The organism is uncultured Thiodictyon sp. (genome assembly GCA_903837595.1).
Taxonomy (GTDB): domain Bacteria; phylum Pseudomonadota; class Gammaproteobacteria; order Chromatiales; family Chromatiaceae; genus Thiodictyon.
In genome coordinates, this window is the sequence record CAILVI010000031.1 from 21,208 (window position 1) to 37,067 (window position 15,860).

Consider the following 15,860-nt stretch of genomic DNA (forward strand, 5'->3'; position numbering starts at 1 on the left):
GCCACGGTCACCGGCGAACTAATCCGCCGGTCGCCACCGACCAGTCATCGACCTCGCCAGGAGCCAATCCCGACCGGGACGCTCGCCGAGCGACGAGAGCGAGTATACGCCGGACCCCGCCCCGATTCCGGACGGACGATTCGCGAGAGCGCGTCCAGCAAGTGGATGAGAGCGGCCCCGACCGCGACGAACTTCGCAGGCGCCGGCCCGCCGCCCACTCACCTCGGCGCCGCCCGAAACTCCCGCGCAAACTCGACCATGCTCGCCGCCGTCCCGAATACGATGATCAGGTCATCCGCCTCGATGCAAAAGTCCGGCGGGAACTTCACCATCGCCTTGCCGGCGCGTTGCAGTCCGACCAGGGAGGCGCCGGTGCGCTCCCGCACCCCGGGCTGCCAGGGGTGTGTGCCCACCAGGGTGCCGGGGGTCATGCGTACGCACTGCAGGCGCTGGTCCACCAGCAGGGCACTCTCGCCGAACAGGTGGTGGGCCAGGAGCTGGCCGGCCACCTGGCCCACGGACAGGGCGAAGTCCGCCCCGGCCTGGTAGAGCCGCGGGACATTGTTGGCCCGGTTGACCCGGGCGATCACACGCACCTGGGGGGCATAGTCCCGAACCACCGCGGTGGCGAAGACCCCGGCACTGTCGTCGCTCAGGGCCAGAACCAGGGTCCCGGCCGAGCGGACCCGGGCGCGCTCCAGGGTGGATTGCTGGAGCAGGTTGCCGACCACGTCCACCCCCGGCTGGGCCTGGGCGTCGATGGTGATGGTGGTCTCGCCGGCGTCCTTGAGCATCTCATCCACCTTGCGCCCCACCTCGCCGAATCCGGCGACGACGATGGGTCCGGTCCGTGGGATCGGGGCGGCCAGGGCCTCCAGCTGGAGCAGGTTCTCGTGGCTACCGATCGCCACCAGGATGGCCCCGGGGGCGATGCGTGTGTCCGGTCCCCGGCTCGCGATGAATCGTCCGCCCTGCCATTGACCGACTAGATTGATGCCATGGTGTTCCCGCAAGTGCAGATCACCCAGCCGGCACTTGGCCAGCGGGCTCTCAGGGTGGACCCGGTATTCGGCCAGCCCCGCCTGTTCGTCCAGGGTGTGCAGCCCCTCGGCGCTCGGGCTGATGCGCGCGCTGGCGCGGGCGGCGAGCGCGGCGGCCAGGACATGGGAGGGCGTGTAGACCGCGGTCGCGCCGACCTGGAGCATGGGCGCCCGGTGCAAGGGGTTCTCCGCCAGGGCATAGATGGGTCCGGTGAATCCCTGTTCCCGGGCCGACATGATGAAGGTGGCGTCCACGTGATCGTCGGCGTTGGTGAAGAGTGCGCGGGCGTGCGCCACCCCGGCCAGGATCTGCGGATTCTGCTCCAGGTTGCCCACCACCACCGGGAAGCCGCGGTCCTCCAGGGAGCGTGCCGCTAGCCGGTCAGGCTCCAGGATCACGAAGGGGGTGTGCGAGCGCCGCAATTCGTCGACCAGCGACTCCACCGCCGGGCCATAACAGTGGAACAGCACCCGTCCCTCCATCTTGGGCAGCCGCCGGGGCAGGCGCGACTCAAAGCGTTCCTCGAAATAGGGCAGGACGAAGATCGGAAAGATGAGAAACCCCAGGAACATCCCGCAGATCTGCACGAACATGACGAACAGATTCATGACCGGATGGTTCCAATGGGCGTCCTTGCCGTATCCGGTGGTACTGAGCGTCTCGGAGGCCCACTCCAGCCCCTCCCAGAAGTCCCGCGGGGAGCCTTCCAGGACATTCATGCCGAGCTCGTAGATCATGCCGAGCAAGACCATGGCCGCCGGCAGCACCGCCAGCAGGGCGAGCAGGCGACGGGTGGAGCGTTTGAGCCTCAGCCTCAACAGGGGTCTCCGCGCGCGGGGTTGGTAGCGATGCAGTGAACCATTGAACCTTCGGCAGCCAGCACCGTCCGATTGCGGCCCTGCGCCTTGGCGCGGTACAGGGCCTCATCGGCCAGTCGCAGCAATTGCTGCGGCGACGGTTCATTCTCGGGAATCAGCGCGGCGACACCGGCACTCACCGTGACGTGCCCGATCACCGATTCGGTATGGGGTATCGCGCAGGCCTCCAACCCGCTGCGGACACCCTCGGCCAGGTGCAACATGGTCGTCAGGTCAGTGTCCGCGGCAATGAAGGCGAACTCCTCCCCCCCATAACGGGCAGCCAGATCGCCGGCCCGGCGGGCCTGGCAGCCAAGCACCCCGGCCACCGTTCGCAGACACTCGTCGCCGGCCTGATGGCCATAGCAGTCATTGTAATTCTTGAACCAATCCACGTCGAACATGGCCAGGGCGAGCGGCTGGCCGGAGCGGGCGGCGCGGCGCCATTCGGCCAGCAGGGTCTCATCGAAGCAGCGCCGATTGGCGATGCCGGTCAGGCCGTCACGGACGCTCAACGCCCCCAACAGGCGATTGGCCGTTTCCAATTCGCGGGTGCGGTCGGCGACCTTCTGTTCCAGGGACTCGTAGAGCCTCACATTCTCGATTGAAATGGCCAACTGATCGCAGAGCAGCGAAACCGTCTCGATCCCCGGGGCCGTAAATGCCGCGCGAAACAACCGATTTTCCAGGACCAGGCAGGCCCTGATCCGCCCTTGCGCGAACATCGGCAGCGCCAGCAGCGAACAGAGCGGCAGGCCGGCGAAGTGGGGGTCGCCCGCGAAACGGCTGTCGATCACCGCGTCCTCGGACACCACCGGCTGCAAGCTTGTCAGGAGCAGTTGCTGCCCGGCAGACGACATCAGCCCCCGTTCCTGGGCCTCGGACACCGGCATCCGCTCCAGCGGCTCCGACCCCCGCAACCCGCCTTCCAGGTACCAGCACCCCGCCTCGTCCAGCATGAAGAAGCGCACGTCGGTGGCGCCGGTCAGTTGCCCCACCAGCTCAGTCACCCGCGCCACCAATTGAGCGAGCCTGGTTTCCGACGCCAGCGCCTGCATGCCGCGCAGCAGGGCCAGGTGGTTAAATGCCTCACCCTGGACGTCAGTGGCATCGACCTGCTCGCAAGCGCCCAGGAAGGGCAGGCGCTCGCTCATCGCCCGCACCTTGCCGTGCGCGCCCCACTGCCGATAGAGCACCTGCGCCCGCCTCAGGAGCGGCCGGCCGGCGTGTTCCAGCCCGCGCCGCAGATAGAACTGTCCCGCCCGCTCCGTGGCCAAGGCATGATGCCAGGGGCGCTGGTGGGCCTGGGCCTGGCACATGGCCCGCTCAAATGCCGACTGGGCCTCCCAGGGCCGCTCCAGGACGCCGAGCCGCTCCGCCTCCACCAGTTCCCAGAGATGACCGAAGTTCATCGGCGCATCGGCCGCGCGGGCCGCGAGCCAAGCCTGGTTGGCGGCCACCTTCTCCAGCAATGGCGGGTGCTCGGCCGCGGGCGTCGCATGGATCGTCTCAATCAGCACCAATGAGTGCAGCAAATTGCCCAGGGCGATCAGGTAATAACCGGGAATGCCGGGCAGGAGGCCCTGGGCCGCCTCGACATGGCGTGCCAGGGCCGCCTGATCGTCAAACAGGCAGGCCGCCAGGCCCCGGTAAATGTGAAAGGTGACCAGCGCGGCGGAGTTGCCCTGGATCGCCGCCTGATGCGTCTGCTCATTGAAGTCGGCGTCGTCGAAGCTGCCCGTTCGCTCAGTCTTGCCTTCCAGTGCGCGCACCAGTTGTCTGAACGGCAGACTCGTCTCTTCCCCGAGGCGGTGCGCGTGCTTGCGGCAGAAGCCGATCGCGGCCGTGCACGCCGCGCCCATTTGCGCGAGATCGTCGCAGACCTCGATGGTGGCCCGCAGCGTCGTGCAGAATGAGTAACCAACCAGTTCCAGGTCGCCCGCCCGCAGGGCCGCGTCGATCGTACTGCGGGCGTGGCGGAGGTCTTCCTCCACCGGCCGAAACCAGTGATTGGAAAAGAGGGCAAGCACATGCCGGACGCGGGCTGTTTCCCCGCCTCCTTCACGGGCCATTCCGGTCGCCAAGGCCATGCAGGCCACACGGTAACCGGTGGCGTAGTCGCCGCGAAACACGATGGCCGGCACGCAGGTCATCGCCAGGGGCATAAGAAACAGATCGCTATAACCGTGCTCGAGCCACCAACGGCTCAGTCGCAGCAGGATCCAGATGGCCGGCAGCGGCTGCTTGAAGAAAGCGGTGAACAACATCCGGTTCATGATCCGGGCGGCACCAAGCAGCACCGCGTCGGCCAGCACGGGACTCGTCGGCAGCCGCTCCAACGCACCATGGTCGATATGCCAATAAAACAGGTCCAACTCCTGTTCCAGGAGGTGCGGCAAGTCATCCGTCGGCACGCCCACGCCGAGTGAATCCAAGCGACGGCAGCCGAGCGCGAAGGCATCCAAATAGCGCACGCGAGCGGTCAAGCTCATGATCTGTATGCAAGTCGGCCCCACCAGTTGCAGGGGCACCGCGGCCCGGACCCCGAGTAACTCAAAGACCTCGTCCGCCTCACAATGATGTGACTGGCTGTAGAGCACCAAGTGCAATTCGGCAAAGAGCGCAAAGGTTCCCTCCTGTTCGTTCTGCCAGGCGTCCCCCGGCAACTGGTCGGCGGCGATCCGCAGGAAGCGCTCCGCGGTCGCGAATGAACCGGCCTCGCGTGCCCGCAGGGCCGCGCCGATGAACAAAGGACGGGCGATGGCCCGCTCGGCAGGGTCGAGGATCAACGGGGCCGCGGCGGCATAGTGCTCCGCGGCAGCGAATTGATGCGGCGATGTGGCCCCGGCTTGGGCGAAACGCCGGGCCATGGCCAGATGCAACCGGCCCCGCCAGCCGTCGTCCCGGAGTTGGTGTACCGCCTGCGCCATCCGGTCGTGACAGAACCGCAGCCCGGCGGCCGGATCAGCCCGGCCGAATGCAACCGCGCTCGGCGTGACGAGGATCCCCAGTACCAGCGCCGGGGCGAGCCGCGGGGCCAGGGCCGCCGGGGTGTCGCCCGTGGCCAATGCCAAGGTGCCCAAGTCACAGGCAGTGCCCACGCAGGCGGCGGCGACCAGGATGTCGGCGGTCGCCGCCGACAGGCGGGCCAGCCGCCCAGCGAGGAAGTCCACTACATTGGCGCTGGCCGGATGCAGCGCGATGGCGGCGGCGTCCCACCGCCACTGCCCGCATTCCGGGTCGGGCAACAACTGGCCTTCCTGGTGCAGGGTGTTGACGAATTCGACCACAAAAAAAGGGTTACCGCCCGTCTTGTCGTTCACGAGCGTGGCCAATGGCGACAGGGTGGCGGCCGGCTGGTGCAGCATGTCCCCCAGCAGCCCGACCAGGTCTTGAACCCGCAGATTCGACAAGGCAATGGCGGGTGCCGGCGGCCCGGTGGCGGACGACTGCCGCAGCAACCGCGCCACCGGGTGGGCGTTATCGATCTCGTTATCGCGCCAGGCACCGATCAGCAACAGGCCCGCAAGGTCGTTCTCATCCAGCAGCGCACGAATGAAGTCCAGCGACGGCTGGTCGGCCCATTGCAGGTCATCGAGAAAGAGCACCAGGGAATGCGCGGGCGCTGCCACCTGGCGCAGCAGCGCGACCAGCAGGGTGCGCAGGCGTACCTGTGACTCGAGCGGGCCCAGCACCGGCGCGGGGGCCCGCGAGCCCAGCAGGGCCTCCAGTTCGGGCAGGAACTCGAACAATGCACCGGCATCCGGGCCAAGCCCCGCCAGCAACCGCTCCCGCCACTGGGCCACCGCCGCCTCGGGTTCGGCCAGCAGCCACTGGCACAGTTGGCGCAGGCATTGTGCCGGCGCCAGGAACGGCCGGTCGCGCTGGTACTGGTCGCACTTGCCGGTGATGAACAGCCCCCCCGCGAGGGTCACGGGCCGGTGGAGTTCATTGATCAGTGCCGTCTTGCCGACCCCCGCATACCCGGCCACGAACAGCCCCCGAGGGCCGTCCCCGGGCCTGTCCCGGGTCACATCCGTAAAGGTCGCCAGCAGCATCTCAAGCTCCTGATCGCGGCCGTAAAGACGGCGCGGCGGGCGCGGCGATAGGGGCAGGTCGTGTTCTCTGAGTTGCCATTGCCCGGGCGGCTCGGGGACCGCCAGGGCCCGGCGCAAGCGCCGCAGGTCGTGGGCCAGGCCCGCGGCACTTTGATAGCGGTCGTCCGGTTCCTTGGCCAGCAGGGTCAGGATCAGGTCGGACAGGCGCGGCGGCAACCAGGGCGCCAGCGCGACGGGCGGGACCGGTACCGCGGCGAGGTGGGCATGGACCAGGGTCAGGGTGTCGGTCCCCTCAAACGGTGGGGTGCCCGTCGCCAGGGCATAGAGGGTCGCCCCCAAGGAGTAGAGGTCGGCGCGGTAATCGACCGGTCGATTCATCCGTCCCGTCTGTTCGGGGGAGCCAAAGGCCGGGGTACCGAGGATGCGACTCGGGTGCTCGAATGGCGGATTTTCCTCGGTACAGATCGTGGCGAGATCAAAATCGGTGAGTTGCACCTGCAACTCGTCGGGTCCGTCATGGTCGGACCCGCGAGACCGAATCAGGATCGCCCCAGGATGGATGTTCCGGTGAATGACCCCGCGCGCATGAATGGCGGCCAGAAGGTGCGCCAATGTTTCGGACAGGGCGAGCAAAGGCGCAAGTTTCCCCTGGCAACCCGCCTGGCTGAGCCTGATGCCGCCAAAGTCCTCGATGGCCAGTTCCCGCGCGACCGGGTCGAACCGCACCAGACGCGGACAACCCGTCACACCCTGCAAGCGTTCAAGGATGCGTTGCTCGTTACGCAGAGCGGACAGGGATGCGCCGTCATCCAGCGCCTGTTTGACGACCAGCGGACACCCATTGACCGGGTCGGTGGTGCAGCGCTCGCCAAACGCCTGACCGGTGCGGAACACCGTCATCATCGGGGCTCCATTCGATCGGCAAGACGGTCAGGCACCGCGGCTGGACTCGGCCTTCAGAATGCATCCCCAGGCACGCGTACCCATCCCTCCATCAACACCCGGGCGCTGCGGCTCATGATGGCCTTGGTCACGACCCACTCGCCGTCGACCTGGTTGGCCTCCGCGCCCACCCGCAAGGTGCCGGAGGGGTGACCGAAGCGCACCGCGGTGCGCGCGCCGCCGCCGGCGGCGAGGTTCACCAGGGTGCCCGGTACCGCGGCCGCCGTGCCGATGGCCACCGCGGCCGTGCCCATCATGGCGTGATGCAACTTGCCCATGGACAGGGCGCGCACCAGCACGTCGATGCCGGCGGCCTCCACCGGCTTGCCGCTGGATGAGAGGTAATCGGCCGGTGGGGCGACAAAGGCGACCTTGGGGGTATGCTGGCGCTTGGCGGCCTCATCGATGTGCTTGATCAGCCCCATGCGCACGGCGCCGTAGGCGCGAATGGTCTCGAACATGGCCAGCGCCTTGGGGTCGCCGTTGATGGCATCCTGCAGTTCGGTGCCGGTATAGCCGATGGCGTCCGCATTGACGAAGATGGTCGGGATGCCGGCATTGATCATGGTGACCTGGAGCGTACCGACACCAGGCACGTCAAGATCATCCACTACATTGCCGGTAGGGAACATCGAACCGCCCGCACCTTCTTCGTCGGCGGCCGGGTCCATGAATTCAAGCTGCACTTCGGCGGCCGGGAAGGTCACGCCGTCGAGTTCGAAGTCACCCGTCTCCTGCACGGCGCCGTTGGTGATGGGCACATGCGCGATGATGGTCTTGGCGATGTTGGCCTGCCAGATGCGCACCGTCGCCATGCCGTTCTGGGGGATGCGGCCCAACTCGACCAGCCCGGCGCTGATGGCAAAGGAGCCGACTGCGGCGGAGAGATTACCGCAGTTGCCGCTCCAGTCGACAAAGGCCTTGTCGATGGAGACCTGTCCGAACAGGTAATCGACGTCGTGATCGGGCCGCGTGCTCTTGGACAGGATGACCGTCTTGCTGGTGCTGGAGGTGGCCCCGCCCATGCCGTCGATCTGCTTGCCATAGGGGTCCGGGCTGCCAATGACGCGCAGCAGCAGCGCATCGCGTACCGGACCCGGCGCCTGGGCGCTGGCGGGTAAATCCTGCAGGCGGAAGAACACACCTTTACTGGTGCCGCCACGCATATAGGTGGCGGGAATCTTGATCTGGGGCATGTGGGACATAAGTTTAATATCTCAGCAAATTGATCTATTCACTCCCCCCTCCCCTCGCGGGAGAGGGGCCGGGGGAGAGGGGGAGACGACGGCTGCAGTGCCTCAAGGATGCTCGACAGCACCCCATCTGGATTGCTCAGGATGTCGCTATTCCAGAACCGTATAACTTTGAAACCTTGCTCCCTGAGCCAAACATCGCGCGCCGAATCGCTGTCGCTGCCGTTGTGCTGACCACCGTCCGCCTCGACGATCAGCCGGGCGCCGAAGTGCACGAAATCGACGACATAGGGGCCGATTGGTTGCTGGCGGCGGAACTTCTGTCCATCCAGGCGATGGGCGCGCAGATTCCGCCAAAGCAGCTGCTCGGCGTCTGTCATGTTCTGACGCAGGGCCTTCGCGAATCCTCGCTGATCCACGCTACTCCCCCTCTCCCCCACCCCCTCCCCCGCAAGGGGGGAGGGGCTTGATTTTCTTACGCCGCTTTAGTCGATTCCAGGAAGTCCTGAGCGAAGCGCTGCAGTACGCCGCCGGCCTCGTAGATCAAGACCTCTTCGGCGGTATCCAGCCGGCAGGTCACCGGCACCTCCACACGCTCGCCATTCTTGCGATTGATGACCAGCGTGAGTGTGGTGCGCGGCGTGCGTTCACCGACCACGTCGAAGGTCTCGGTGCCATCGATGCCCAGCGTCTTGCGGTTTACACCCGGCTTGAACTCCAGCGGCAGCACGCCAATACCGACCAGATTGGTGCGGTGGATACGCTCAAACCCTTCGGCGGCAATGGCCTCCACACCGGCCAGACGCACACCCTTGGCGGCCCAGTCACGCGAGGAGCCCTGACCATAGTCGGCACCGGCGATGATGATCAGTGGCTGCTTGCGCTCCATATAGGTCTCGATGGCCTCCCACATGCGGGTGACCTTGCCGTCCGGCTCGATGCGGGCGAGCGATCCCTTCTTGACCACGCCATCGACCACGGCCATCTCGTTCACCAGCTGCGGATTGGCGAAGGTGGCGCGCTGGGCGGTCAGGTGATCGCCGCGGTGGGTGGCGTATGAATTGAAGTCCTCTTCCGGCAGCCCCATCTTGGCCAGGTACTCACCGGCGGCGCTATTCGCCATGATGGCATTGGACGGCGACAGGTGGTCGGTGGTGATGTTGTCCGGCAGGACCGCCAGCGGACGCATGCCCTTCATCGTGCGCTCGCCAGCCAGCGCGCCTTCCCAGTACGGCGGACGGCGGATGTAGGTGGACTGCGGACGCCAGTCGTACAGCGGGCTCTTGGCCTCTTCCACGATGCCCAGATCGAACATCGGGATGTAGACCTGCTTGAACTGCTCCGGCTTCACACAGGCTGCCACGATGGCATCGATCTCCTCGTCGCTCGGCCACAGGTCCTTGAGTGTAATCGGGTTGCCATTCTGGTCATGGCCCAGCACGTCCTTCTCGATATCGAAACGGATGGTACCGGCGATCGCGTAGGCGACCACCAGCGGCGGCGAGGCCAGGAAGGCCTGCTTGGCGTACGGGTGGATACGGCCGTCGAAGTTGCGGTTACCAGACAGCACGGCCGTGGTGTATAGGTCGCGGTCGATGATTTCCTGCTGGATCGTCGGGTCCAGGGCACCGGACATCCCGTTACAGGTGGTGCAGGCATAGCCGACGATGCCGAAGCCGAGTTTCTCCAGCTCGGTCAGCAGACCGGCCTCTTCCAGATACAGCTTGGCCACCTTGGAGCCCGGGGCGAAGGAGGACTTGACCCACGGCTTGCGCACCAGACCCAGCTGATTGGCCTTGCGTGCCAGCAGTGCGGCGGCCACCACGTTGCGCGGGTTGCTGGTGTTGGTGCAACTGGTGATGGCCGCGATGATCACCGCGCCATCCGGCATCAGGCCTTGCTGCTCTTCGGCCAGCGCCTTGTCCAGATCGACAGCGATACCACGCGCGGCAAGCTCCGAGGTCGGCAAACGGCGGTGCGGGTTGGACGGACCGGCCATGTTGCGCACCACGCTCGACAGATCGAACGTCAGCACGCGCGGGTATTGCGCCGCCACCAGACTGTCGGCCCAAAGTCCAGTGGTCTTGGCGTAGTTCTCGACCAGCGCGACCTGCTCCGGCTCGCGACCGGTCAGCTTCAGATAGTCGATGGTCTGCCGGTCGATGTAGAAGATCGCCGCCGTGGCACCGTATTCCGGGCACATGTTGGAAATGGTGGCGCGGTCACCGATGGTCAGGCTATCAGCGCCGTCACCGAAGAACTCGACATAGGCACCCACCACCCGCTCCTTGCGCAGGAACTCGGTGAGAGCCAGCACGATGTCGGTGGCGGTGATGCCCGGCTGGTGCTTGCCGGTCAGCTTCACGCCGACGATGTCGGGCAGGCGAATCATGGAGGCGCGGCCCAGCATCACGGTCTCGGCCTCCAGGCCGCCGACGCCCACCGCGATGACACCCAGTGCGTCGACATGCGGGGTATGGCTGTTGGTGCCGACGCAGGTATCCGGGAAGGCCACACCGTCACGCACCTGGATTACCGGCGACATCTTCTCCAGGTTGATCTGGTGCATGATGCCGTTACCGGCCGGTATCACGTCGACGTTCTTGAATGCGGTCTTGGTCCAGTTGATAAAATGGAAACGGTCCTCGTTACGGCGGTCCTCAATGACGCGGTTCTTGGCGAAGGCGTCCGGATCAAAGCCCCCGCACTCCACGGCCAGCGAGTGGTCGACGATCAACTGGGTCGGCACGACCGGGTTCACCTGGGCTGGGTCACCTCCCATGTCGGCAATGGCGTCGCGCAGGCCGGCAAGGTCGACCAGCGCGGTCTGACCGAGAATGTCATGACATACCACCCGGGCCGGGAACCAGGGAAAATCCAGATCTTGCTTGCGCTCGATGAGCTGCTTGAGTGAATCGGTCAGGGTGGCCGGATCGCAGCGGCGCACCAGGTTCTCGGCCAGCACGCGCGAAGTATAAGGCAGCTTGGCATAGGCACCCGGCGTGATCGCATCGACTGCCGAGCGCGCGTCGAAATAACTGAGGTCGGTGCCAGGTAGCTGCTTACGGTTTATGCTATTCATGAGAAGTACAGTTTTCCAAAGTTGGGGGCGTCGCGTTTGACGGTCAGAAGGGGTTGCGTGCAGTTTCAGTGCGCGACGCGGGCCGCGTGCTGGTACGGAATTTTGAATTCATCGCGAGCGCCACGGTGAGTTGCGCGCGGTCGAGTGTTGCGGGTTGAAGTCCCGACCCCAGACAGTCACGGGGTGGGCATCGTCATACCGTCGGTCGCCGGGGCTGCGAGGGCTTGGCTGCATTGTATCAGCGACACCCCGCAGGGCTTGGCAATGGTAAGGATAGGAAATTCACCCACCTGAGACCAGATAAACACTCGATCTTAGCCGCCCCCAGGGCGCCCGGCAAGGGCCACTGGCACGGCAAATCAGCCCACGCAGCGTGCGGCGCGAGTGCCGCCTGCTGCCCTGCCCCAGCACACCCCTATGGCCCCAGTCTCAGGCATGGATTTTTGGCATCGATAAACGCAACGCATCTCCAGAACGCGGCATCAGCCGAGATTTCGAACTGCTCCCGCGGCCGCGTTGGCGTCGCCGGGCCGCTCACACCCTGCTTCCGGGTGGCCAATCCTGCCCGCCCTCAATCACCGCCAGAGCCAATCCCAGGGGGCACTCCCCGAATGCTCACTTTCCTCAAGCGGAGCCTTGGCATGCCCCGTCAGCCGCAGCGGGACCAGGTATTCACCTCGTCCCAAATGCCTTACATCGCCCGGTCGCAGCCGCGACCCGGCGGAACCAGGAAACCTGTTCCGGACGGGGACAATGCCCCGTCCGACAGTCGAGCGGAACTTCCCTGTCTGCGCCCCGGGTAGCACGGTCTTCCGAGCGCCACGGGGTATCTGTCGAGCTATCCTTACCCCCCGCCTGCGCCAGCGCTACTCCTCGGGCATGGCCTCAATGGCGTCCATGATCGTCTTCTTGGGATGCTTACCGCAGAACTCACCCATGTGGGTGCCGAGTTTTTCCATCCACTTATCACTGACTTTGGTGTTCTTGCTTTCGGCGCTCATGTAGCCGTCAATCCAGAAGATCATCATGGTGATCGTTTCCTTGTCCTGAAGGAACTCATCACAGGTCATCTTGGCGATGTCAAAGTCTTTCGCCATGGCGGCGAGCGGGGCACAGAAGAGGGCGGCGGCGGCCATCAGGACCAAGGGCTTTTTCATGGTTCGTTTTCTCTTTCTCTGTCGTGTGGTTTGCAGTGCTGCTTAGTATTGGCGAGCGGCAGCCGAGTACTTGGTTTCCGACATATCAGCCGTCCACACACGGATCTGCGCCGGGGGCGCAGGCTGCCGCTCCAGGCATTAGGTGGCGTTGCCGGTGAACCGGCACAAGGGCAAGAATCAAAACAAGTGTTGAATCACGTCGTCGCGCGGGCGGCCAAGTTTGCCATCCGCGACGCGCCCTCGCCTCGGCGTTGCGTCAGATCCGTTGGACGCTCAACCCCGACCGCCTGAGCAACCGGACCAACTGCAGAGTCAGGCGCCGTGCGTCCCGCACGGCCCCCTGCGCGGGCGCGTGCATCGTTTCGACGCCGTAATCGCCGCGTTCCCGCTGCGCCTAACCCGTTGTGTTACCCCGCGGGCGTAACCAAATGGTCACAATTCGACCATCCTGCGCCCCCCGGGCGTTGCTAGAATGTGGCGGTTACTCGCCTAAGTTCACCCATCGCGACAGGGAACTCTACCATGACCGCCAGCACGCTCCAGCCTATCCTCGACGATGAAGACGACGCGGACCTCGACCGTCCACCCCCGCTGGCGAGCGCCGCGGACGAGGTGCGGCTGGACGACCCAGCGCTCTTTCTGAACCGGGAGTTGACTTGGCTCGCCTTCAACGCGCGGGTGCTGCACGAGGCGGAGGACCTGCGCAACCCACTCCTGGAGCGGGTCAAGTTCCTGGCGATCGTCAGCAATAATCTCGATGAGTTTTTCATGAAGCGCATCGGCGGGCTGAAGCAGCAGATCGGTGCCAATGTGCACACACCGAGCGTAGATGGGCGGAGCCCCACCGAGCAGCTCAAGATCTGCCTGGCGCGCGTGCGGGAACTGCATGTCGAGCAAAAGCGCATCTTCGATCAGTTGGTGGCACCGCTGGCGGAGCGCGGCATCCGCGTGGTAAGGATGGCAGAGCTGCCTGGTGACGCCCAGGCCCGCCTGCGCTTGTACTTCCGCGACAACATCTTCCCGATGCTGACCCCGCTGGCCATGGACCCGGCCCACCCCTTCCCCTTTATCTCCAACCTGGCGCTGAACCTGCTGGTGACCCTGCGATATCCCGGCGGGAACGAGTCCTACATGGCGCGGGTCAAGGTGCCGGTGAGCCGGGATGTCTCCAAGCGGCTGATCCCGCTGGACGGCACCACCACCTTCGTGACCCTGGAGGATCTCATCTGCGCCAACCTGGACATGCTCTTCCCGGGCATGGAGATCGACTCCGCTGAGTTGTTCCGGGTCACCCGCAACGCCGTCGTCGAGCCAAATGTGGAGGCCGCCAATGACCTCTTGGAACTGATCGAGACCGAACTGCGGGAGCGGCACTTCGCCCCCATCGTGCGGCTCGAGGTCCAAGAAGGCACTGACCCGGTCCACCGCGGCATGCTGGCGGCGGAACTGGGGCTCAACGAGGAACTGGACGTGGTGGAGGTGAAGGGGGCGATGCAGTTGCGCGACCTCTTCGAGATCGCAGCGCTCGACTTCCCGGACCTCAAAGACCCGCCCCATCGGCCCGTGGATCACCCGCTGCTGGCCAATGACCGGCGCAATATCTTCCACATCATCCGTGAGAACGGGCCGCTGCTGCTCCAGCACCCCTATCAGCCCTTCAGCACCACGGTGGAGCGCTTCCTGCGCACCGCCGCTGAGGACCCCAAGGTGCTGGCGATCAAGATGACCCTCTATCGCACCTCCGCCGGGGCCATTCTGGACTCGCTGATCGAGGCCGCCCGCAATGGCAAGCAGGTGGCGGTGCTGGTGGAGTTGCAGGCACGTTTCGACGAGGCCGCCAATATCGGCTGGGCGCGGCGGTTGGAGGCCGAGGGCATCCATGTCAATTATGGCGTGCTGGGCCTCAAGACCCACAGCAAGCTCATCTTCATCGTCCGCCGGGATTACTCGCAACTGCGCCGCTATTACCACATCGGCACCGGCAACTATCACCCCGGTACCGCCAAGCTCTATACCGATCTCGGGATGCTGGGTTGCGACGAGGGCATCGGCCAGGACCTGACCGAGCTCTTCAATTATCTGACCGGCTATTCGCCGCCCCCGTCTTACCGCAAGATCCTGGCCGCCCCCTATAATCTCAAGCGCGGACTGATCGACAAGATCAATCGCGAGATCGAGCACCAGCGGCGCGACGGCTCCGGCCTGATCCAGATGAAGATGAATGCCCTGGAGGATATCGACATCACCCGCGCACTCTATCGGGCGACCCGCGCCGGGGTACGGGTGGATCTCATCGTGCGCGATACCTGCCGCTTGCGCCCCGGATTGGCCGGGATCAGCGAGAGTGCCCGGGTCATCAGCATCGTCGGGCGCTTCCTGGAGCACGGACGCATCATCTATTTCCGCAACGGCGGCGATGAGGAGTATTTCATCGGTTCCGCGGACATGATGGGCCGCAATCTGGACAGCCGCGTCGAGGTCCACGCACCCGTGGAAAACAAGGAATTGCGTCAGGAGCTACGGCTGATCCTGGACGTGCAGTTCGCGGACCAGCGCTCGGCCTGGGACCTGGACGCCAGCGGCAATTACACGCAGCGGGTGCCGACCGACGATAAGGTCAAGGGCGCCCAAGAGACCCTGATGGCAGTCGCCGAGAAACGGCTGGCCGCCGCCGGAAAACACAAAGAGAAGAAGATGCGCTCGCGCCTGCTGAGCCACTTCCAGTGGCGGTTGCGCGGGAAGGATTAGGGAGGTTTTACCTGAGGGTACCGTTATGACATCGCGCGTCTGGTCCCGCGGTCGCACACCCACGCTGGTGCTGCTCATCGCCTTGGGTGGCTGCGCCTCACCCATCCCGAAGGCCATCCGGACCGCCCCAGTCACAGCGGTGACAGTGGCCCAGGTACAGCAGGAGCCGGCCCGCTATCCGGATCAGCGGGTCCGCTGGGGCGGGACCATCATCGCCGTCAACAACCTGGCGGACGTGACCGAGATCGAGGTGTTGAGCCGCCCCCTGGACAGCGACGGTGAACCGCATAGCGGGGAGCCAGGTACGGGACGCTTCATCGCCCGGGTGACCGGCTTCCTCGACCCGGCCGAGTATCAGAAGGAGCGGGCGCTGACGGTGGTCGGGACCCTCGCCGGGGTACAGACCCGACCGGTGGGCGACTACCGCTATGCCTACCCGCTGCTGCGGGTCGAGAGCCGGTATTTGTGGCCCAAGGCAGCACCGCCGGTGACCTATGCCCCCTATGGCTATCCGGGCTGGTACGGCCCTTGGGGTCCGTGGGGTCCCTATGGTCTGGGCTATGACCCCTGGTTCGCGCCCTATGGCCCCTACCGCGGACGGGGGCACTGGCGCCATTGACGCTAAGGCTTCGTCAGCAAGTGTTAAGGCGATTACCGTGAAAGTCGCGCCGGGAGCGCGCTCCACTTTCCCCTCCCCTATTGGGGGAGGGCCGGGGAGGGGAACGGCCAAGGCGCCCGCCACTTTCATCTTGCGGGGTGGCGCGGGCGCCATGGCCGTTACC

Annotated in this window: 8 protein-coding genes; 2 read left to right on the forward strand and 6 right to left on the reverse strand. The window is 65.5% G+C overall.

Translation table 11 applies throughout. The features are described 5' to 3' along the window. Positions 1–218: 218 nt before the first annotated feature. From QZY44_RS02115 to QZY44_RS02140, 6 genes are all read right to left on the reverse strand, one after another. Positions 219–1,859, reverse strand: coding sequence for an NAD-binding protein (locus QZY44_RS02115; RefSeq protein ID WP_295441597.1), 1,641 nt, complete (start codon positions 1,857–1,859; stop codon positions 219–221). Continuing rightward, a complete protein-coding gene (locus QZY44_RS02120) occupies positions 1,856–6,859 on the reverse strand; it encodes a diguanylate cyclase (RefSeq protein WP_295441600.1) in 5,004 nt (1,667 codons plus the stop codon). Before QZY44_RS02120 ends, QZY44_RS02115 begins: the two co-directional genes overlap by 4 nt. Positions 6,860–6,912: 53 nt before the next feature. After that, positions 6,913–8,103, reverse strand: a complete 1,191-nt coding sequence (gene prpF, locus QZY44_RS02125) for a 2-methylaconitate cis-trans isomerase PrpF (protein ID WP_295441603.1) — start codon at positions 8,101–8,103, stop codon at positions 6,913–6,915. Positions 8,104–8,132: 29 nt separating this feature from the next. After that, positions 8,133–8,531, reverse strand: a complete 399-nt coding sequence (locus QZY44_RS02130) for an endonuclease domain-containing protein (RefSeq protein WP_365303057.1) — start codon at positions 8,529–8,531, stop codon at positions 8,133–8,135. Positions 8,532–8,566: 35 nt separating this feature from the next. Beyond that, complete coding sequence (acnD, locus tag QZY44_RS02135) at positions 8,567–11,173, reverse strand: Fe/S-dependent 2-methylisocitrate dehydratase AcnD (protein WP_295441608.1); 2,607 nt, start codon at positions 11,171–11,173, stop codon at positions 8,567–8,569. Between the two features lie 866 nt (positions 11,174–12,039). Next, positions 12,040–12,330: an HdeA/HdeB family chaperone gene (locus QZY44_RS02140; RefSeq protein ID WP_295441611.1), complete on the reverse strand. Its 291-nt coding sequence runs from the start codon at positions 12,328–12,330 to the stop codon at positions 12,040–12,042. 522 nt (positions 12,331–12,852) lie between these two features. On the opposite strand from QZY44_RS02140, the gene ppk1 reads away from it, so the two are divergent. Both ppk1 and QZY44_RS02150 read left to right on the forward strand, forming a co-directional pair. Next, on the forward strand, positions 12,853–15,078 hold the full coding sequence (gene ppk1, locus QZY44_RS02145; RefSeq protein WP_295441614.1) for a polyphosphate kinase 1: 2,226 nt from the start codon (positions 12,853–12,855) through the stop codon (positions 15,076–15,078). A 25-nt stretch (positions 15,079–15,103) separates the two neighbouring features. Continuing rightward, positions 15,104–15,697 (forward strand): Slp family lipoprotein, encoded by a 594-nt coding sequence (locus QZY44_RS02150; RefSeq protein ID WP_295441616.1) that lies wholly within the window; start codon positions 15,104–15,106, stop codon positions 15,695–15,697. The last annotated feature ends 163 nt before the right edge of the window (positions 15,698–15,860 follow it).